This is a genomic window from Cohnella sp. GCM10020058 (assembly GCF_042683485.1).
Lineage (GTDB): Bacteria > Bacillota > Bacilli > Paenibacillales > Paenibacillaceae > Cohnella.
Genome location: NZ_JBHUJV010000017.1, coordinates 100,004 through 118,961 on the forward strand (window position 1 = coordinate 100,004; position 18,958 = coordinate 118,961).

At 58.3% G+C, this 18,958-nt stretch carries 16 protein-coding genes, 1 pseudogene and 1 riboswitch; of the genes and pseudogenes, 9 read left to right on the forward strand and 8 right to left on the reverse strand.

The genetic code is table 11. From position 1 onward, the window contains the following. The first annotated feature begins 23 nt into the window (after nucleotides 1–23). Both ACFSR7_RS27895 and ACFSR7_RS27900 read left to right on the forward strand, forming a co-directional pair. The gene (locus ACFSR7_RS27895) at nucleotides 24–839 is read left to right on the forward strand and encodes a phytanoyl-CoA dioxygenase family protein (protein ID WP_378167324.1); all 816 of its coding nucleotides are present in this window, start codon (nucleotides 24–26) and stop codon (nucleotides 837–839) included. A 106-nt stretch (nucleotides 840–945) separates the two neighbouring features. Beyond that, nucleotides 946–3,765, forward strand: coding sequence for a golvesin C-terminal-like domain-containing protein (locus ACFSR7_RS27900; RefSeq protein ID WP_378167326.1), 2,820 nt, complete (start codon nucleotides 946–948; stop codon nucleotides 3,763–3,765). A gap of 434 nt (nucleotides 3,766–4,199) precedes the next feature. Here the strand turns inward: ACFSR7_RS27900 and ACFSR7_RS27905 are convergent, their stop codons facing one another. The 3 genes and pseudogenes from ACFSR7_RS27905 to ACFSR7_RS27915 form a co-directional block, all read right to left on the reverse strand. Further along, nucleotides 4,200–4,937, reverse strand: coding sequence for a hypothetical protein (locus ACFSR7_RS27905; RefSeq protein WP_378168223.1), 738 nt, complete (start codon nucleotides 4,935–4,937; stop codon nucleotides 4,200–4,202). 36 nt (nucleotides 4,938–4,973) lie between these two features. Continuing rightward, nucleotides 4,974–5,114, reverse strand: a pseudogene (locus tag ACFSR7_RS27910) (transposase); the annotation flags it as partial. 309 nt (nucleotides 5,115–5,423) lie between these two features. After that, on the reverse strand, nucleotides 5,424–6,311 hold the full coding sequence (locus tag ACFSR7_RS27915; protein WP_378167328.1) for a helix-turn-helix domain-containing protein: 888 nt from the start codon (nucleotides 6,309–6,311) through the stop codon (nucleotides 5,424–5,426). Nucleotides 6,312–6,463: 152 nt separating this feature from the next. Between ACFSR7_RS27915 and ACFSR7_RS27920 the strand changes: the two genes are divergently transcribed. Further along, nucleotides 6,464–9,799 (forward strand): DUF5107 domain-containing protein, encoded by a 3,336-nt coding sequence (locus tag ACFSR7_RS27920; RefSeq protein WP_378168174.1) that lies wholly within the window; start codon nucleotides 6,464–6,466, stop codon nucleotides 9,797–9,799. A 94-nt stretch (nucleotides 9,800–9,893) separates the two neighbouring features. Here the strand turns inward: ACFSR7_RS27920 and ACFSR7_RS27925 are convergent, their stop codons facing one another. Continuing rightward, the gene (locus tag ACFSR7_RS27925) at nucleotides 9,894–10,709 is read right to left on the reverse strand and encodes a helix-turn-helix domain-containing protein (RefSeq protein WP_378167330.1); all 816 of its coding nucleotides are present in this window, start codon (nucleotides 10,707–10,709) and stop codon (nucleotides 9,894–9,896) included. Nucleotides 10,710–10,894: 185 nt separating this feature from the next. Here ACFSR7_RS27925 and ACFSR7_RS27930 point away from each other — a divergent pair, with 185 nt between their 5' ends. From ACFSR7_RS27930 to ACFSR7_RS27955, 6 genes are all read left to right on the forward strand, one after another. Beyond that, complete coding sequence (locus ACFSR7_RS27930) at nucleotides 10,895–11,704, forward strand: phytanoyl-CoA dioxygenase family protein (protein ID WP_378167332.1); 810 nt, start codon at nucleotides 10,895–10,897, stop codon at nucleotides 11,702–11,704. A 103-nt stretch (nucleotides 11,705–11,807) separates the two neighbouring features. Next, nucleotides 11,808–11,922: riboswitch (TPP riboswitch) on the forward strand. 102 nt (nucleotides 11,923–12,024) lie between these two features. Then, on the forward strand, nucleotides 12,025–13,107 hold the full coding sequence (locus tag ACFSR7_RS27935; RefSeq protein ID WP_378167333.1) for an ABC transporter substrate-binding protein: 1,083 nt from the start codon (nucleotides 12,025–12,027) through the stop codon (nucleotides 13,105–13,107). A 47-nt stretch (nucleotides 13,108–13,154) separates the two neighbouring features. Beyond that, a complete protein-coding gene (locus ACFSR7_RS27940; RefSeq protein ID WP_378167335.1) occupies nucleotides 13,155–13,460 on the forward strand; it encodes a thiamine-binding protein in 306 nt (101 codons plus the stop codon). After that, nucleotides 13,450–14,223 carry an ABC transporter permease gene (locus tag ACFSR7_RS27945; protein WP_378167337.1) on the forward strand — a complete coding sequence of 258 codons (774 nt, stop codon included), beginning with the start codon at nucleotides 13,450–13,452 and terminating at the stop codon, nucleotides 14,221–14,223. Before ACFSR7_RS27940 ends, ACFSR7_RS27945 begins: the two co-directional genes overlap by 11 nt. Beyond that, a complete protein-coding gene (locus tag ACFSR7_RS27950) occupies nucleotides 14,220–15,002 on the forward strand; it encodes an ABC transporter ATP-binding protein (protein ID WP_378167339.1) in 783 nt (260 codons plus the stop codon). Before ACFSR7_RS27945 ends, ACFSR7_RS27950 begins: the two co-directional genes overlap by 4 nt. Further along, the gene (locus ACFSR7_RS27955) at nucleotides 14,992–15,783 is read left to right on the forward strand and encodes a TatD family hydrolase (RefSeq protein ID WP_378167340.1); all 792 of its coding nucleotides are present in this window, start codon (nucleotides 14,992–14,994) and stop codon (nucleotides 15,781–15,783) included. Before ACFSR7_RS27950 ends, ACFSR7_RS27955 begins: the two co-directional genes overlap by 11 nt. Nucleotides 15,784–15,891: 108 nt before the next feature. On the opposite strand, the gene ACFSR7_RS27960 is transcribed toward ACFSR7_RS27955, so the two are convergent. The 4 genes from ACFSR7_RS27960 to ACFSR7_RS27975 all read right to left on the reverse strand — a co-directional run bounded on the left by ACFSR7_RS27960 (nucleotide 15,892) and on the right by ACFSR7_RS27975 (nucleotide 18,813). Next, entirely contained in the window at nucleotides 15,892–16,083 is a 192-nt protein-coding gene (locus ACFSR7_RS27960; protein WP_378115067.1) for a hypothetical protein, read from the reverse strand. A gap of 52 nt (nucleotides 16,084–16,135) precedes the next feature. Further along, nucleotides 16,136–16,651 (reverse strand): CcdC protein domain-containing protein, encoded by a 516-nt coding sequence (locus tag ACFSR7_RS27965; protein WP_378167342.1) that lies wholly within the window; start codon nucleotides 16,649–16,651, stop codon nucleotides 16,136–16,138. A 721-nt stretch (nucleotides 16,652–17,372) separates the two neighbouring features. Beyond that, entirely contained in the window at nucleotides 17,373–17,978 is a 606-nt protein-coding gene (locus tag ACFSR7_RS27970) for a pentapeptide repeat-containing protein (protein WP_378167344.1), read from the reverse strand. A gap of 217 nt (nucleotides 17,979–18,195) precedes the next feature. Next, nucleotides 18,196–18,813, reverse strand: a complete 618-nt coding sequence (locus ACFSR7_RS27975) for a hypothetical protein (RefSeq protein WP_378167346.1) — start codon at nucleotides 18,811–18,813, stop codon at nucleotides 18,196–18,198. Nucleotides 18,814–18,958 lie beyond the last annotated feature (145 nt).

Here is an 18,958-nt window from a genome sequence, read left to right on the forward strand (position 1 = left end):
ATCAGAATGGAGGTGCAAGCGAAGTGAATCAAGATATCGATCGCAAGAAGCCGGATATACAGGCGCTGAAGAAGCAGTTCGAAGAACAAGGCTATCTGCTGCTGCCCGGCATTTTAAACGCGGATCGGGTCCGGCGGCTGAACGAGGCGGTGGACGCCGTCTTGGCGGAGGAAGAGGAGAGTCTGTCCTACAACATTTATAACAGCGTGGAGCGCCATCCGGAATTTCTGTCGCTGATCGACGAGCCGACGATTCTGCCGCTGGTCGTCAACCTGCTCGGCTACAACATCCAGCTCCATATCTCGCATCTGACCGTAAGAAAGCCGAATCCCGAGCTGAAGAAGACGGCGACGAACAGCTTTATCGATTGGCATCAGGACGGTCCGCATCCCCAGTTCCCGAAAACAAGCGGACTGACCGCGACGTACTATATTAAGGCCTGCTATGTGCTGAGCGATATGTCGGAGCCGAACCGGGGCAATACGAAGCTGATCCCGGGAAGTCACAGAAAGCCCTTTGACCCGAACCATAAAGACGTAAACCTCGAGCTCGAGGATGAATTGCAGCTGTGCGGCAAACCCGGCGACGTGTTCCTGTTCGCACAAAACGTATGGCACGCCGGCGCCCCAAATACGTCTTCGTTTACCCGCCGCCAGCTGTTCATGGGCTACAGTCCGCTTTGGATGCGACCGATCGATTATCATCAAGCCTCAGGCAAGCTGCTCGAGGGCGCAGACCCGATCCGCCGCCAACTTCTCGGCAGCATCAGCGACGACAAGTTCAAGTATTATGTCCCGCAAGAATCCATGGTGCCGCTCAAGGCGCTATACCAGGTCTGAATAGCCCGCAGTTTTATTCGTAGAAAGCGCTGCAGACGAATCCCGTCTACCGTGCTTTCTTTTTTTATCCTTTGCTTGGGCAAGTCATTTTGGGGAGGCGAACATCATGGGAACTCGGCATACGTTTCGTTTTTGGCCGCTCCTTTTGGCTTTCGTATGGGTAGCCGCATTTCTTGTTCCGACCGCCAGCATTCATGGCGAACAGCCCGGAGCCGTGCTCCGGACGGGCAACTATTATTTCAGCCTCGCGCCGAATGCGGGGAATTCTCCGGACTACAACGCAACGGGGATCATCCCTGCCGCTACGGGCAAGCTGCTCGACGGATCGACGACGACCTATGCGGGATGGATGGGCAACGGGAGCTTGCCTGGAACGGTGCAGGTCGTCATCGATCTGCTAAAAGACTATCCGCTGGACCGCATCAACGTCGTCATGAATTCTCCGAACAGCTATTGGGGGTTTAAGGAAATCGTCGTCAAATACCGGCCGGAGGCGAATACGGATTATTATTATCTGGCGGGAAAGCATGTCAGAACCGGAACCGCGCTGAATTACGCCGTAAACTTTCCGCTTCACGACGCCGTCGCCCGGTTTATCGTCATCGACATGAAGCGGTCGCATGCATACCAGCACATTCCGCTGAGCGAGGTGCAGATCTATCGGGGCGTCGGAGACGAAGGACAAAATCCCGGTCCGGCATTGACGCTTACGGAGCTGCAGGACGAGATGAAAAAGGACGGCCTGATGGCGGACCGGTACGGGCAGTGGATCTACGACAATTGGCCGGGCAAGGTGACGACGGACGCGCAACTGCAGCAAGAATATGCGACGGAAGCCGCCGCACTTGCGGATGTCGAGCTGGATCCGGATATTTACGATTCGTACGGCGGAATTAAAGCGCTGGAAAGACAGACCGCGAGCGGTTATTTCAGGCTTCAGCAAATCGACGGTATCTGGTGGTTTATTACGCCGGACGGGTATCCGTTTATTATGAAAGGCGTCGATGCCGCCAGCATCTGGGAGTGGGGATATGGGACGCCTCTTAAAAAATCGGACGGCACGCCACGAAAAGTGTTCGAGGAACTCCCCGATCCGATCCTCTATGCGGATGCTTACTCCAATGACGCCAACGGCGAACGAGTAAGTCTTTTGACGGCGAATATCATAAAAAAATACGGCACCGATTATGAAACGAAGTGGGAGGATATCACGAAAAAGCGGCTGATCGACTGGGGATTCAACGCGTTCAGCAAGTGGTCGAAGCCGAATACGCTTACGTTTCCTTATCTGATGGTTTTGCAGGACCCGCCCACGCTGAAGAGAATCGATTGGACGTACGACGTCTTCGATCCGCAGGCCGAATCGACGATCGAGGCTTCGCTTCAGCCGCAGCTCCAGGCGGCGGCCGGCGATCCCTGGCTTATCGGCTATACGTACGATAACGAGGCGGGGTGGAACGCCGACATCGTCGCAAAGGTGCTGAGCATGGGTGCGGATTCGCCCGCAAAGGCAAAGTTCGTCGAGCTGTTCGCCGAACGGCATAATCAGGATCTCGCGGAGACCAACCAGATATTGGGGACGAATGCAGCATCGTTCGAGGATTTGAAAGCGGTTCCGATCACGCTGTCCAAGGTTCCTTCCGCCGACGTATCGGCCTATATCAAGCTTGCGTCCAGAACCTATTACGCTACGGTCAGAGCGATCATCGCCCGCTACGATACGAACCATTTATTTCTGGGCTCGTCGGTCGTTCCGACTTGGCGTACCAGCCTCGATTGGGATTCGGCATCGATGGCTTACGTAGACGCATTCTCGGTCGACAATTATACGAACGATCCGAATTGGATGGCACGCTATCAGGACTATGGCAAACCGCTGCTAAACCTGGAGCATACGTTCAGCACGACCCAGCACGGTCTGTCCGCGGTAAATGCGGCAACGAGCGTTCCGACAGTGGCGGACCGGGGACTCAGCTATAAGGCCTTAGCGGAAGGCCAACTGACGAACCCGCTCTTTGTCGGTTCCGGGTGGTTCTCCTACTACGATCAAGCTGTGACCGGACGGAAGGACGGCGAAAACTTCAACATCGGACTCGTCAATCAGCAGGATCAGCCTTATACCGATATGATCGACATGATGAAAACGACCAATGCCGGCCTGGAAGCCGTTCACCAGGGCGCTGAACAACCAACTGATCCGGAGGTCCCGCTGGACATCATCGTAGACAACCAGGACAGCGGATTCGTCGCGGATACGGGCTGGGTTTCCAGCAGCTATTCGGCATCCCGCTTCGGCGCAGACTATGTTCACAGCAACAAGCTGGCCAACAAGAAGGCGACGTGGACGCCTTACGTGACGATTCCAGGCGAATACAACGTCTATATGCTGTGGAATGCAAGCGCGGACCGCGCCTCGTCCGCCCGCCTGGAGATCGGATACGACGGCGGTACCGATACGACAAAAACCGTGAATCAGAAGACGAACGGCAATCAATGGGTATGGATCGGCACCTATCCGTTTGAGGCAGGAACAAACCAATATGTTAAAATAACGTCAACTTCCACGAACGAGTATACGATTGCCGATGCCGTGAAATTCTCGTTAGCTTCCTCGGATCCGTTCGGCGCGACGCATAATCCCGTCCCTTCGAACGGCTCCATAGATCCCGTCGTTGTTCTGGACGATACGGACGGCAGCCATGTTCAAAACGGCAGCTACCTGCTGACGGGCCAAGCGAATGAGGGTGTCAAGCTGGAGGTTAAGCTGAACGGCGCAACGCAGACGACGCCATACAGTACGCGCTATGTGAACGTATTCCAGGTTCCGCTTAATCTGACGGAAGGGACCAACACAATTGAGCTAGCGGCGACCAGCCGAAGCGGGAGGACGTCGGAGAAGACGCTAAGTCTGCTCGCTTCAGATTAAAATTTCACCGACGTCCACAACGGACAGCCGGTCAGGCGCGAGCGCTGGCCGGCTGTCCGCGCTTTCAGGCGCTCGATTATGCCCCGCGGGAGAGAGCACTGTCGGAGCTTACGCTGGGGCGTACAATCGCCTTTTGCAGCGTTTGAACGATATCCCCTTGCGTCAGGTTGGAGAGGGATTGGCGAAAAATCCAAACCAAACCAATCCAATCCAATCAATCCAATTCACTGCAAACAATCCACCGCAAACAATCCACCGCAAACAATCCACCGCAAACAATCCACCGCAAACAATCCACCGCAAACAATCCACCGCAAACAATCCACCGCAAACAATCCAATCAATCCACTCCATATCGTTTCCGCTCGCGATAGAATATCCCGTTCCACAAGGTGCGCCGAGAAGCGTGGAGATCGTACCCCGACGCTTTGCGCCTACAGGGCACGACGATGAGGTTGTGCCGGGCGTCTGTAAGCCCACTGTAACGGACGAATGCCGGATCTAGGACCAACCAAGCCCCGGTAAGTAATCCTGCCTGTCATGCCGCAGCACCCGATCAGCTCGGCTAACGCCGCAGTTCGGCATGTCAGGCGAAAAGAGAACTCGTTCAAATAAGCCTGAAGATGCTTCGGGCCGATTCCGCCGAACGTCCAGGAAAGCCAGCGCACCGCTTCCCGCCAGGCGTTATGGAGCGCCGTCCGTCCATGGTGGCCGCGCTCGAGCCTTGTTACATGTCCGGCAGGAAGCCCGGCGGAGACATGTTTTTGCACAAATCGCACCGCAGCCTCCTCGCCGTCCGCCACGCCTTCTCTAGTCGTATCGCTTCCTTCCGGCCCGTCGACGGCTTTCATTTTAAGATGAACGAGCTGCTCCGCCTCATTCAGAGAGGCGCCAATCACGACCGGCTGGGGCTTTAATGCCTCTTGAGCATTGGGGCTGCCAAGATGACGGTGGTATTCGTAGCCGTAAAATTCGCCAAGCAGCTGCACGGCCCCTTCGAGCGGACGGTCAAGATCCCACTGACCGATGGCGTGACGAAGCTTATGATTGATCAGCCACGCGGTCTTGTATGTCACCTGGATCAGCTCGGCCAGAAGCTTCGCGCTGATGCCGAGCTGCATCAGGTACATCGCATGGAACCACTTGGTGAGCGGCGTACGGGAGCCCTCCAACACCGTCCCGGCCGTTAGAGAGGTCTGATGGCGGCAAGAGCGGCATTTGAAAAGCTGTCGTCCGCGAGACGACACTTCATAATAATGAGAATGCGCGCAGCGGGGGCAGCGAAAACCATGGGGCCACTTGGCGGCGAAAAGAGCGCCCTCGCAGTCGTCCTGACGATAAACCGGCATAGAATCCAGAATCGAAATACGACTTGGCAAAGGGCTGCCTCTCCTTTTGCGGGAACATTTGTTCTTATTATACCGAAGGAAGGGCTATGATGTAAAGGTGTTTTAAAGGGGCGTGTGAAAACTCTCACGGATGGGAGGAGGCGACAGGGTCAACCGAGACGATCCAGATAACATGCGTAAGCGCTGAAACGGATCACCCGCAAGGCGAGGCGGAGGTCCTTGCGGCCTCTGCGATCCTTACCGAAGGGGATACCGTTAAAACGGCAGAAAGACAGGTGTCTTTAGCCGGAAAAAGCGCGCCCGGACCGCTCAGCCCTTCGGCACGCTGCGATAATCGGTTGGCGATACGCCCATCAGCTTTTTGAACATGCGCGAAAAGTAATAGGGGTCGCCGAATCCGACGGCCGCGGCGATTTCTTTGACGGACAGACCGGTCAGGCTCAGCAGCTGGCTGGCTTTTTGCATTTTCAGCCGCAAATAATAATCGATCGGCGGAAAGCCCGTCTCCTGCTTAAACAGGTGGATGAGATGCTGCTTGGACAGGCCGGCATGCATGGCTAGCTCAGGCAGCGTAACGGTGACATGCAGACGGTCGTTCATGAAGCGAATCGCCCGCGACAGATCCTCCTCGCGCTTGCGATGGCGGTGCGAGCCTGACGCGCTTAGACTGATCGCGCCGAGCAGCTGTCCAAGCGTCAGCGAGACATGGACTTGTGCAGGCAGCGAATATGGCTTGTCGGCCAGCAGGCCGTAGCATCGCTCGAAGCTCTCCGCAAAGCGGGTTTCAAGAGCGGCTGGTATCGGGATCGGATGTCCGGACAGCCCGTATAGCGCCAGATGAGCGCCGACCTGCCCGCCTCGCAGGTGAAACCAGTATATGCTCCATGGTGCCTCCTCGGAGGCGCCATAGCGATGAGGCGCTCCGGCGGGGATGACAGCCAGCTGACGTTCGGTCAGCATTTCCGTTTTACCGTCCTGCTCGATCCAGCCGGCCCCTTCCGCGCAATAAATGACGATATGCGAATCGCAGCCCCCCGGACGTTCGCGATAATGATGGCGCGCGCGGGGGAAGTAGCCGATATCGCTCACGTAGAAATTTCTGGTCAGCTCGAAGCTTGCGAGCTCGGCGGCAAGGTAGTCAGGTATCACGAGCAGCTTTTCTTCGGGAAAGCCCTCGGGCTTCTGAACGGCATCCATCGCATTACCCCCACTTCATGACGTTCGCAATCGCGAATCCGAATATTCTCCATCATAAACCGAATTCCGTTCATTTGCGAGAAGTGCGGTCTGTCGTAAAGTGAAGCTAACATGAGGGAGGGGGAACTATTTTGAAACAACAAGCAGCAACGATGGAGCAGCATGCCGTAAGGATCTGGGAAGAGGTTGTCTCCATTCCGACCTATGGCATCGGCGCGCCGGACCGCAATCCCATGTTCCTGGAGAAGCGCGTGTACCAGGGAAGCTCCGGCCGTGTCTATCCGCATCCGGTCGTCGACAAGATCGAGAACGACAAGAAGCCGCAGCCCTACCGGCTCGCCATCCTGGAAAACGAATTTTTGCGCATCGAGATCATGCCTGAGCTCGGCGGCCGCATTTACCGCGCGCTCGACAAAACGAACGACTACGACTTCGTCTATTACAACCGCGTCATCAAGCCCGCGCTCGTCGGACTGGCCGGTCCGTGGATCTCCGGCGGCATCGAGTTCAACTGGCCCCAGCACCATCGTCCGAACACGTACGGCCCGGTCGAATACAAGCTTGAGGCGCGCGATGACGGCGCGGCTACTGTATGGGTGAGCGAGATCGATCGCATGTACGGCACGAAGGTGACGGCCGGCTTTACGCTGTACCCGGGCAAAGCTTATCTGGAGATCTCCGCGCAGCTGTACAACCGCACGCCTGAGCCGCAAACGTTTCTATGGTGGGCCAACCCCGCCGTCGCGGTTAACGACCATACGCAATCCGTATTTCCGCCCGACGTAACGGCCGTATTCGATCACGGCAAGCGCGACGTATCCCGTTTCCCGATCGCTACCGGCACGTATTACAAAATGGACTATTCGGCCGGCGTGGATATCTCGCGCTACCGCAACATCCCCGTGCCGACGTCCTATATGGCGTATAAGTCGGATTATAATTTCGTCGGCGGCTACGACCATGACGTTCGAGCGGGCCTGCTGCACGTCGCCAACCGCCATGTATCTCCGGGCAAAAAGCAGTGGACTTGGGGCAACGGCGAGTTCGGACAAGCGTGGGATCGTAACCTGACGGATGAAGACGGGCCGTATATCGAGCTCATGACGGGCGTCTATACGGATAACCAGCCGGACTTCACCTGGCTCGCGCCCTACGAAGAGAAGTCGTTCACGCAATACTTCATGCCCTACAAGGATATCGGCATCGTCAAAAACGCCACCGTCGACGCGGCCGTTAATCTTGAAGTCGACGAGACGGCGCGCGAGGCGACGGTGGCGGCTTACGCAACATCCCTATTCGAAGGCGCAGTCGTCGAGCTTCGCGGCAGGAAGCGCGTCTATTTCAGAGAGACTGTGGCGCTTTCTCCGGTGGCGACGTTTAAGACCGTCGTGTCGTTGGATGAGGACGATCGGCAGCATGACTTGACCGTATCGGTCGTGAGCGCGGAAGGGCGCATGTTGGTATCGTACCGTCCCGCAGCGCCGTCCATCGAGGACGTGCCGGACGCCGCGAAGCCGCTGCCCGAGCCGCAGGAGCTGCGCACGAACGAGCAGCTGTACTTGGCGGGCCTACATCTCGAGCAGTATCGCCATGCGACGTTCGAGGCCGAGTCGTACTACCTTGAGGGCTTGAAGCGGGATCCGTCCGATATCCGGATCAACGTCGCTTACGGGACGCTGCTGCTGCGCCGCGGCCTGCTCGCAGAGGCGGAGCGGCACTTCGGAACGGCGGTCAAATCGCTCTCGTGGCGCAATCCGAACCCGTACGACGGCGAGGCGCTCTACCAGCTCGGCTTGGCGCTGAAGCTGCAGGGCAAGGACACGGAAGCGTTCGCGGCGTTGTACAAGTCAACCTGGTCGGCTGCCTGGCAGGATGCCGGCTACTTCACGCTTGCGCAGATTGCTGCCGCCAAGGGCGTCTATGGCGAAGCGCTGGAGCTGGCCGAGCGCTCCCTCGTGCGCAACGCCCGCAATTATAAGGCGCGCCACCTAAAGGCGGCGATGCTGCGCAGGCTAGGGCGACTGGAAGAAGCGGCCGCCTACGCGGCGGAGACGCTGGCAATCGACGTCGCCGATTTCGGAGCGGCCAACGAGCGGATTCTCGCCTTGCGCGCAGCAGGCAATCGGGACGATGCGGCTTTGGCCCGCGAGGCGCTGATGCGGCTGATGCGCGGCGACCCGCACAATAGCCTCAGCCTGGCCGGCGATTATGCGTCCGCAGGCCTGCACGAGGAAGCGATCGAGGTGCTGAACCGCATCGCACCCGATGCCGCGGCCGAGGCATATCCGATGATTCACTACACGCTCGGCTATCTGCACGAAGCGTCCGGCGATGCGGGGCTTGCCGAGGCGTATCGGAAGGCCGGACGCACGGCGAACCCCGCGTACTGCTTCCCGAACAGCCTGTTCGACTTGCTTGTGCTGGAGAGCGCGATCCGCGCGGACGCGGCCGATGACAAGGCGAACTATTACTTGGGCAACTGGCTGTATGACAAGAAGCGCCACCAAGACGCGATCGCGGCATGGGAATCGTCGCGCGCGTCGAACGACGGCTTTCCGACCGTCCATCGCAATCTGGCGCTCGCTTACTTCAATAAGCTGGGCGACGCCGACCGCGCGCTCGCCTCGCTCGAGCGGGCGCATGCGCTTGACCAGGACGATGCACGCGTGCTTTTTGAACTCGACCAGTTGTATAAGAGGTTGGGTTTCGCCCCGGAGCGGCGCCTGTCCAAGCTTCGGCCGCACAAGGACAAGGTCGACCGACGCGACGATCTGTATCTGGAGTTCGTTGCGCTGCTCAATGGGATGGGCCGCCATGACGAAGCGCTTCTGGCGCTCGAGGCGCGCCGCTTCCATCCCTGGGAGGGCGGAGAGGGCAAGGCGACGGGACAGCATGTGCTGGCGCATGTCGAGGCCGCGAAGCTCGATCTCGCGGCTGGGCGCTGCGAGGACGCGGCAGCCCATTTGCAGGCAGCGCTCGTTTATCCCGAAAATCTGGGGGAAGGCAAGCTCGAGGGTGCGCAGGAGAATAACATCAACTATTATCTGGGACTTGCCTATGAAGGCCTTGGCATGCCCGCTCAGGCAACTGCAAGCTTCCGCGGTGCTGCGCAAGGACTCGAGGAGCCGGCGAGCGCGATGTATTATAACGACCAGCCGCCGGATATGATTTTCTACCAGGGGCTGGCCTGGCGCAAGCTCGGGAACGAGAACGAGGCGAAAAGGCGCTTCAACAAGCTGATCGATTATGCCGAGCGGCATCTGAACGATGAGGTGAAGTTCGACTACTTTGCCGTGTCGCTGCCGGACTTTCTGGTGTTCGAGGACGATCTGAGCAAACGAAATCTGATTCATTGCCGGTATATGAGAGGACTCGGGATGCTCGGACTCGGACGCGAAGAAGAAGCGAAGGCGGAGCTAGAGGCGGTGGCGGCTCTCGATGTCAATCATCAGGGCGCGCGCGTTCACCTGGCGCTGGTCGGCCGTTGATTATCGCGGACCAGGTACACGTGGCGCACCAAAGGCTTGGAAGGCAAGAAGAGCGGAGCGATCCGCTCTTTTTCCTTTTCTGCAGGAAGAACGCTCATACGCTGTCCGGTCGCTCCTGCTTTCTGAATGCGCTCGGATTCGTGCCGGCCCATTTTCGAAATTGATTCATAAAGTGATTGTAGTTATGAAAACCGACATCGTAGGCGACCTCCGCGGCGCTGCGATCCGTATGCTCCAGAAGCAGGGCTGCCTGACGGATTCGCATCCGGTTGAGCGCATCGATGACGGACAGGCCCGTTTGGGCTTTGAACAAATGAGACAAGCGAGAGGAAGACAGCCCGATCGCCTTCGACAGCGTCTCGATTTGAACGGGACTCCGCATATGAACCGACAAAAAATGGATGGCATCCACAACCCGCGGATCGAGCTTGCGGCTCTGTCTTTGCGCCAGCAGCATTAGAATTTCGCGCAGTGAATTCAGGCACAGGTCATGCCAGTATTCGCTTCTTTCTCTGGCGTCGGAGAGAATCCGCCGAAAGGCCTCGTATATTCTTGTTTGCACGGAGCCCGGTTCCAGCGAATGAACGGATAAAGGCTCGGCCGGCAGCAGCTTGTCCCCGATCGACCTGGCGGCAAAATGCGCCCATACGAAGTTCCATTCCTCTCCCTTTGTCGTGCCGTACGTATGCGGAGTATCGGGACCGAGCAGGACGATGTCGCCGGGCGCGCAATTTTTCCGATTGCCGGGCACCTCGAAATAGCCGCTGCCGCCGATCGTATAAGCGATCAGACAATCTTCCATCCCATGGGGACGGCTGGTGACGTAGCTGTCGTCGACCTGAAAATGCCCCGACAAAATGATGCCGGAGGATAACCCGCTGTAATGGGACGGCTTGTCGAACTCTTCCACTTATTATCTCTCCCTGCAGCAAACTTGTTGCTCCCAGCATACCGCGCAGCGAGGCTCATATCCAGCGGATAGCAGAATCGTGTGAGTGAAAAGCAGGATTGCTACTCCCCGTCCGAGCGCGAAAAAAATATACTGAACCTGTAGGAACGGAAGAAAAGCATATCCGATTCGGAGGAGGAGAAGGCATGGCTTATGCGCTTCAGAGCTTGACCGAGGAGCAAAAAAACAAGTTCGAAAACGAAGGCTTTCTTATTGTAAGAGGGCTATATAATCCGCAGCAGCTTCAGGAAATCAAGGACACCTTCCAAGAGATTGGCCGCACGGGCGTACCAGGCTATTACGAACCGGATATGACCGCAGGCGAAGAAGAACCGCTAAAAAGGTACCCGCGAGTCATGCACCCGAACCGCTTTAACGAAACGGCTAAAAGGTATATGCTGCATCAGCCGGTGTTAGCCGTATTGGAGGATTTGTACGAAGAGCCGCCGCTGGCCGCGCAAAGCATGTTTTACTACAAGCCGCCAGGGGCCAAGGGCCAGGCGCTGCATCAGGATAACTTTTACTTGAAGGTGGAGCCGGGCAACTGTATCGCCGCATGGACCGCGATCGACGAGGCGGACGAGGAGAACGGCGGCATGCTGGTCGTGCCGAAGACGCACGATTACGAGATCGTCTGTCCCGAGCACGCCGACGCGAAGGAGTCGTTCACGACCCATTTCGTGAAGCCGCCGAAGGACCAAAAAGCGATGCCCGTCGTCATGGAGCCTGGGGACGTGCTGTTTTTTAACGGGAATCTGATTCACGGATCGTATCGCAACAAGACGAAGGATCGATTTCGCCGGGCGTTCATCTGTCATTATGCCAACGCGTCCGCTACGGCAATCGGCCAATATTACCGGCCGCTATATCATGCCGACGGGACGGAAGTGGAGCTGGATCTGAATGCCGACGGGGGACCTTGCGGCGTCGAGTTCGAGACGATGTACCCGCATTGAGGGCGGCGCGCTCTGGCGGAGTCCGCGGCAAATGCTGGACAGAATCCGATCTTCTGCTATAATGAGGAGCGTTATCAATCACGGCCAAGTACGTCGACAATCGAACAAACCCCGGGGGAGCTGGAATAGGCCGGCTGAGAGTGCATCCCGTTACAATGATGCAGACCCTTTAACCTGATCTGGTTAGTACCAGCGTAGGGAGGCGGGAAGCGCGAATCGGATTCGCGCGTTTTGTCCATGCTTATTTAGGACGCCCTCCGTATACGGGGGGCGTTTTTTGAATGTCTGCGTGCGAAGGCATGGAGAGGGAGAAGAGACAGATGCGTATGGTCAAAAAAAGCTGGCGCGGCAAGGGCGCGGCGGCAATCGCGGCACTGCTGATTATGGCGGGCTGCGGGGGAAACGGGAACGGAGAGGGAGGCAGCGGTTCGGAAGCGTCATCAACGGGCGCGAGCGCGTCATCGTCGGCATCCGCTTCCGCGTCAAGCGATCAAGCCGCCGATCTCGGCAAGGTGAAGGTCGTGCTCGACTGGACGCCGAACACGAACCACACGGGCCTGTATGCCGCGGCCGATCAAGGCTATTGGAAAAAACGCGGACTCGACGTCGAGATCGTGCTGCCGCCGGAGAGCGGCGCGGACCAGATGGTCGCGACGGGGGCGGCGGATTTTGGCGTAGGCGCGCAGGAGGGGCTCACCCTTGCAAGAGAGAACGATATGCCGATCGTCTCGCTGGCCGCCATCATTCAGCATAATACGTCGGGCTTCGCTTCTCCGGCGGATAAAAACATTAAGGAGCCCAAAGACTTCGAAGGCCATAGCTACGGCGGATGGGGCTCGCCGGCGGAACAGGCCGTCATCGGCTCGATGATGCAGAAGCAGGGCGCCGACGTGAACAAGGTCAAGTTCGTCAACGCGGGCACTGCGGACTTTTTCACCGCCGTGCAAAAGGATATCGACTTCGAATGGATCTTCTACGCCTGGACCGGCATCGAAGCCGAGCAGCGCGGCATCCAGCTGAACATGGTCTATCTCTCGGATTTTGACAAGCGCCTCGATTATTATACGCCGGTGCTGACGACGAACGAGAAGATGATCAAGAACAAACCGGACGTCGTCCGCGCCTTCGTCGAAGGGGCGTCGGAAGGCTATCAGTACGCGATCGACCATCCGGCCGAAGCCGCGGACATCTTGATCAAGGCCAATCCCGACTTGAACGCGGATCTCGTCAAGGCAAGCCAGGCCTGGCTAAGCCCGAGATACAAGGACGACGCGCCTCGCTGGGGCGAGCAAAAGCGGGAAGTGTGGTCCGGCTACGCCGAATTCCTGAAGGAGCACGAGCTGCTGACAAAGGATCTGGACTACGACGCGATGTTCACGAACGACTTTTTGCCGCAGCCTTAAATTTGCCGAAAACTTAAATGAGAATCTAAACGAGGAGGACAACAGACATGTCGCAAGCGCTGCTCAGCATTCAGATTTTGCCGAAGGCCGCAAATCCCGAGGACGATACGCATCTGTACGTCGACCGGGCGATCGAGATCATCAAGACTTCCGGCGTCGCGTACCGGGTCGGGCCGCTCGAGACGACAATGGAGGGGGACCTCGATGAGCTGCTCGATATCGTGAAGGAAATGAACCGCGCGATGTTCGAAAAAGGAAGCCCGTCCGTCCTGTCGCAAATCAAGCTGCTCGTTCACGGATCGGACGGCGCCTCCATGGCGCATCTGCTGCGCAAATATCCCGATGGACAGTAAGCTAAGCCGCTTTCTGCTGCCGGTCGGCACGTTGGTCGCCGTGCTGGCGCTCTGGCAACTAAGCGTAGCGCTATGGAACATCAAGCCCTTTACGCTGCCGTCGCCGCTGGCGATCGGTGAACGGATCTGGGAGCAGCGGGACAGGCTGCTGGCGCAGAGCGGATCGACGTTGAAGCTGGCCCTGAAGGGCATCGGGCTCGGCATCGGGCTGGGCGTGCTGTCTGCCATCGTGTTTCACCTCATCCCGTTTGTCCGGGCCGCACTATCGCCGATTATCATCATCACGCAAAACATTCCGCTGATCGCGCTAGGGCCGCTGCTTATCATCTGGTTCGGCTTCGGCCTGACGCCGAAGCTCGTGCTGCTGGCGCTCGTCTGCTACTTTCCGATCGCCTGGTCGATGCTGGCCGGCCTCGGACAAGCCGATGCGCATCTGCGCGAGTACCTCGCGATGATCGGCGCGAGCCGGTTAACGGTGCTGCGTCGGCTGGAGCTGCCGGCTTCGCTGCCGTACTTTTTCTCCGGCCTGAAAATCACGGCTACGTACAGCATCACGGCAGCCATCGTGGCGGAGTGGCTCGGCGCAAGCGAGGGGATCGGTTATTATCTGGTGCTCAAGTCCAAGGGCTACGATACGACAAGCGTATTCGCCGCGATCGTAAGCATCGTGGGCATGGCGCTCGCTTTTTACGGCATCGCGGCGCTGCTCGAGCGTCTTGTCGTTCGCTGGCGGCCGGCGGCACGGGAGGGGGGAGCGCGATGAGCGGACAAGCGAAGCTTGAACTGATCGATATTCATCATAGCTACTCGCGCGGCAAAAAGGCCCATCCCGTGCTCGGCGGCATTTCGCTGACGGTCGCGGACGGCGAGTTCGTCACGCTGCTCGGGCCGTCCGGCAGCGGCAAGTCGACGCTGTTCCGCCTGATTGGCGGCGTCGAGCGTCCGGATGCGGGGCGCATTCTGATCGACGGCGCGGAGACGACCGGCAGGCGCGGACAGATCAGCTATATGCCGCAGCAGGCGTCGCTGTTTCCTTGGCTGTCGGTCGGCGCCAATATCGCCTCCGCGCTGACGACGGCAGGCATCGAGCGGCGGCGCGCCGCGGCGATGGCGGAGGAGTGGCTTGGTCGCATCGGGCTCGGCGACGTGGCAAGCGAATACCCGCAGGTACTGTCCGGCGGGATGCAGCAGCGCGTGTCGTTTTTGCGGGCGCTGCTCATGCCGCGCGGCGTGATGTGCCTCGACGAGCCGTTCGCCGCGCTCGACGCGCTCACCAGGGCGGAGATGCAAACGTGGCTGCTGCGGCTCTGGGAGGAGGAACGGCGCTCCGTATTGTTCGTTACGCACAGCATCGAGGAGGCGCTGACGCTTTCGGACCGCATCTACGTGCTGTCCAAGGCGCCGGCGACGGTGCTGCGGGAGATTCGGGTGCCGTTCGAGCGGCCTCGCCGGGCGGATGTCTGGAAGGAGCCGGCATTCGTCGCGCTCAAGGAAGAAGTGCTCGCATTGCTGGCGCGGGGAGGTGCCGGCCATGGCGTATGACGCGCATCTGCACGTCGACCAGTATCCGCCGGAGCGCCGGGAGGCGCTGCTGACGGAGGCATTCGCAGCGGGAATGCGAGGCATCGTCGCCGTCTCGATGAACCCGGATTCATGCGAGGAGACGCGGCGGCTCGCCGCTTTGTGGCCCGGCAAAATAATGCCCGCTTACGGCCATCACCCCGAGCAGCCGCCGCTCGGAACGGAGGCGCTCGAGCGGCTGTGCAGCCGTATTCGAGGGCTCGCGGAGACCGGCGAGGCGTTCGCGATCGGCGAAGTCGGCCTGCCGTACTACACGAGGACGGAGGCCGAGGCGCGCGGCGAAGCGTTCGACGAAGCGCCGTACTTGGCGCAGCTCGACGTTTTCGCGAGCCTCGCCGCCGAGCTGGACCGCCCGGTCGCGCTGCACGCGGTCTACGAGGATGCCGACAAGGCGCTCGCCATATTGGATCGCTGCGGCGTGCGCCGGGCGCATTTCCACTGGTATAAAGGATCGCCGGAGACGACGGCGCGGATTGCGGCGCGCGGCCACTTCATCTCGCTCACGCCAGACGTGCTGTACGAGCCGGATATCAGGGAACTGGCGGCTACTTTTCCGCTCGAACAGTTGATGGCGGAAACGGACGGCCCCTGGCCGTTCGAAGGTCCGTTCGCAGGAATGGAGACGACGCCGGCCATGACGCTTGCGGTCGCGCGCGAGATCGCGGTGCTGCGCGGTTTGGCGCTTAAGGCGGTCGAGCATACTTTGGACCTGAATACGGCGGTCTTTTACGGTTTCGTTTGATCGACAACTGCACCAACAACACAAACGGGATGAGGCAGGAAATGACGCTGCTTCATCCCGATTTTCTTGTTGTGCTTCATTTGAAGGCCTGCTTCGTAACCGGCCAGCTCAGCCGTGATAACTGCCGGACGGCGCGTTCAGCACCCATTCGAGCAGCAGCAGCTGTTCCTCCAGCCGCTCGGCCTGCGCCTGCAGCTCGGGGCGGGCTTCCTCGCCCGCTTCTGCGTATAGCGCTTCGAGCGCTTGCTTACGCGAGGCTAACTCGTGATATTTTCGCTTAACCTGGTCTGCGGTTCTCAATTTCAACGTCCTTTCTGCACCCGGCGGTCTTCTTGGGCATGCGACCGGCCGATCACGCGGCCCGCTTGGGAGCGGCGCGCAGCACGTAGATGTAATAGCCTGCATAATAAGCGATCAGAATGAAGAAGATGGCAGCCGTCCAGGGATCACGGCCGTACTGCTCCAGAGAGTCGGCGCCTCCGCCGGCGTTCGCGGCCGTCTGCGCGCCCTGCATCGCGAACAGGAACCGGTAAGCAATACGGCCGATGAACAGCGCGATGACAAGCGATTCGATAATGACATGCGTCCGGTAGTAGAGCCCGTCGCTGCGCTTCTCCACGATGCTGTGCCGGATCGCGAACCAGGCGAGCAGTCCGCCCAAGGCGAGGCCCGCGGCATCCGCGGCGAAAACGATCGGATGGACGAATCCTGCCGCGATCAGGATGATGCCGATGACGGAGAAGATGCCGATCCGGATCTGAAGCCGCCGCGGCCGAAGCAGCTGAAAGCCGACCGTCCGGCGGATGCGACGGTACAAAATAAACGCAACCAAGAGGATAGGGACCGCATATTGCGCGGCTTGGCTCATGAAAAATCGTCCTTTCGGGATCAGTTGATTCGCTTAGTTTATCATACGAACCCGGGGATCCGTCTATCCTTCCCTGGACTGAATTGGCGGTTGTTTTATCGACGCTCATCGGACATGGCGCCTTGGCGTTATTTATAGAAGGAACGAAAAGGAGGGCGCTAAAAAGCCGCCGGTGCCGGCGGCTTCGGTCTGCGTGGAGGGGGCGTGATGACGAATCAGCGACGTGAACGCGGCGTGGTCTGCGGATCTTGCTTGATCGTTTCCGACACCTCGGTCACCAAGAACGCCAGGTAATTCCTAAGCGAGAGACGTTGCTGCTTCATGCGTCATCACACCTCCTTCCGTACGGTATTGTTATAATTTTCTTACACCTCAGGCTGCAGGTTGAATCTGGATCCGACACGAAAAGACGCAATTCCGGACGGGCGTCGTCGGAGTGCCGGCGGCAACGCAAAAAAGCCGGCTCCGCGTGAGAGGGCCGGCCGTACGCGCAGCGCGCGTCAAGTCATGTAGAGAAACGAATCGTCAAATATATGACCAAGACAAACAAAAATACCGCCAGGCAATAGCCCAGCACAAGCCCGACCGCTTTAGGACCGTTCACTGTCGATTCACCGCCCAGTACTTAATGTTTCTATTATACAGGACGGTGCCCGAGGAAATGAAATGACGCGTTTGTGAACGATTGGGCGAACGCTGCGGATCGGACCCTTATTGTGAATCAACCGACCTTGGCACCGTAGGAGATGGAGAAAAGCACAGCTTGCTCGTGATCCATCCGCAGGCCGGTAACGGCGAATTGCTTGAAGTCGACGCCGTCCATTTTGGCGCCTCTCGCGTCGGCGCCCTGCAGGTCCGCTTTGGCAAGGGAGGCCATCGACAGGTCGCAGTCCCTGAGATCCGCCTTGGTCAATTGCGCGCCGGCCAAGTCGGCTTCGTAAAATTTGATTCCGCGCAGATCCTGCTTGGCCAGCTTCGCATGCCTCAAATTCGTATAGGACCAATCGCCCTGCAGGATGGAGATACCGTCGAGGACGGTGTTGGAAAATGTAGAGCCCATCATTTTGCAGCGATCGAACTTCGAAACGAACAAATCCGCACCATCGAAGTTGCAATTTTCAAACGCGGATTCCGTATGAATGGAGCCGTTAAGCGAAGCGCCGCGAAAATCGCAGCCGACGAAGCGGCATTTGACGGACGCGATCTCCTCCATGGAGCCATGGGCGAACGAGCAGCGTACAAACGTACAGCCGATCAGCTCGCCGTATCGCAGATCCTGGCTGCCGAAGCTGACGCCCTCGTACGTTTGTTGACTATATTGAAACAAGAGCACGACTCCTTTCGGGGACAAAATTACTTTTTTACTATAGCATACGGCTGTCAAGTGCCCGTTCGCGCCGCCGCAAAAGTCAAGCGGAATATTTTTAACCGAGCGGCAAATGAAAAAGACCTCCTGGCGGAGGTCTCTCATGCGCTGCGAATTATGGTTTAAGATAGCGTGAACCGTTTAATAGGTACCGATCTCGTCAAGTTGTCGCCCCGCCTTAACCGAGGTTTTCTTCAGCGCTCGCATCGTCGGGGGAGTCAAACAGCGGACCGCTTGTACTCCACAACTGCTGAAGCTGGTCGTCCGTAATCGTGCCCTTCAAGAACTTGTCGTAATCGGACGTCAGAATCTCGATCACGTTCTCCTCGTCGTCGTCGGTATACACGACGCGCATGTATTCGGCGCCGAGCGGCACCAGCTTTTTGAAGATCAGATCAATGTCCGCCCAGTCGTCGTCGAAGCCGTAAAGGGCAGGGAAATAAACGACCGCGGTCACTTCCTTGGCGATGCTAGTAAGCGTAATTCCGTCGCCGCCGAGCGATATGACGTCCTCGGTCGCCTGGATCAAATTGGCACCGGCCGGCTTGAGGTCGACCGTCTGTTTCTTTGCGTCGTAAGAGTAAGAAACGCCGGCGCTTTTCAACGCTGCCAAAGGCAGCATCGTCGAGCCCTGGAAATTGATGGCCGGCGTGCCCGTCGTCAAAATAGGCTGCCCGCCTAGCGTTATTCTCATCTTCGCATAACCTTTGTACGTTCCCCATAAATTCGCTGCGCTGACAACGCCGCCTACGGTCAGCAGGCCGATCAGGGTCAGCAAAAGAATCTTCTTTTTCATCCACGCAACACTCCATCGCTATTGGTATAGATTTCCTGTCTTGTATTACCCACTTCAACGTAACATGAACATTTATTTTGATTCTGTGACCCAGGTTACATTTTCGGAGGCTTGTCGGCGCAAAAAAACGACCCCCGTCTCGCGA

Coding starts and splice junctions, on each gene's coding strand:
- ACFSR7_RS27975 (WP_378167346.1), bottom strand. CDS start 18,813: ATGAAAAAGAAGATTCTTTTGCTGACCCTGATCGGCCTGCTGACCGTA.
- ACFSR7_RS27945 (WP_378167337.1), top strand. CDS start 13,450: ATGGACAGTAAGCTAAGCCGCTTTCTGCTGCCGGTCGGCACGTTGGTC.
- ACFSR7_RS27935 (WP_378167333.1), top strand. CDS start 12,025: ATGCGTATGGTCAAAAAAAGCTGGCGCGGCAAGGGCGCGGCGGCAATC.
- ACFSR7_RS27915 (WP_378167328.1), bottom strand. CDS start 6,311: ATGGATGCCGTTCAGAAGCCCGAGGGCTTTCCCGAAGAAAAGCTGCTC.
- ACFSR7_RS27965 (WP_378167342.1), bottom strand. CDS start 16,651: ATGAGCCAAGCCGCGCAATATGCGGTCCCTATCCTCTTGGTTGCGTTT.
- ACFSR7_RS27920 (WP_378168174.1), top strand. CDS start 6,464: ATGGAGCAGCATGCCGTAAGGATCTGGGAAGAGGTTGTCTCCATTCCG.
- ACFSR7_RS27955 (WP_378167340.1), top strand. CDS start 14,992: ATGGCGTATGACGCGCATCTGCACGTCGACCAGTATCCGCCGGAGCGC.
- ACFSR7_RS27900 (WP_378167326.1), top strand. CDS start 946: ATGGGAACTCGGCATACGTTTCGTTTTTGGCCGCTCCTTTTGGCTTTC.
- ACFSR7_RS27950 (WP_378167339.1), top strand. CDS start 14,220: ATGAGCGGACAAGCGAAGCTTGAACTGATCGATATTCATCATAGCTAC.
- ACFSR7_RS27930 (WP_378167332.1), top strand. CDS start 10,895: ATGGCTTATGCGCTTCAGAGCTTGACCGAGGAGCAAAAAAACAAGTTC.
- ACFSR7_RS27940 (WP_378167335.1), top strand. CDS start 13,155: ATGTCGCAAGCGCTGCTCAGCATTCAGATTTTGCCGAAGGCCGCAAAT.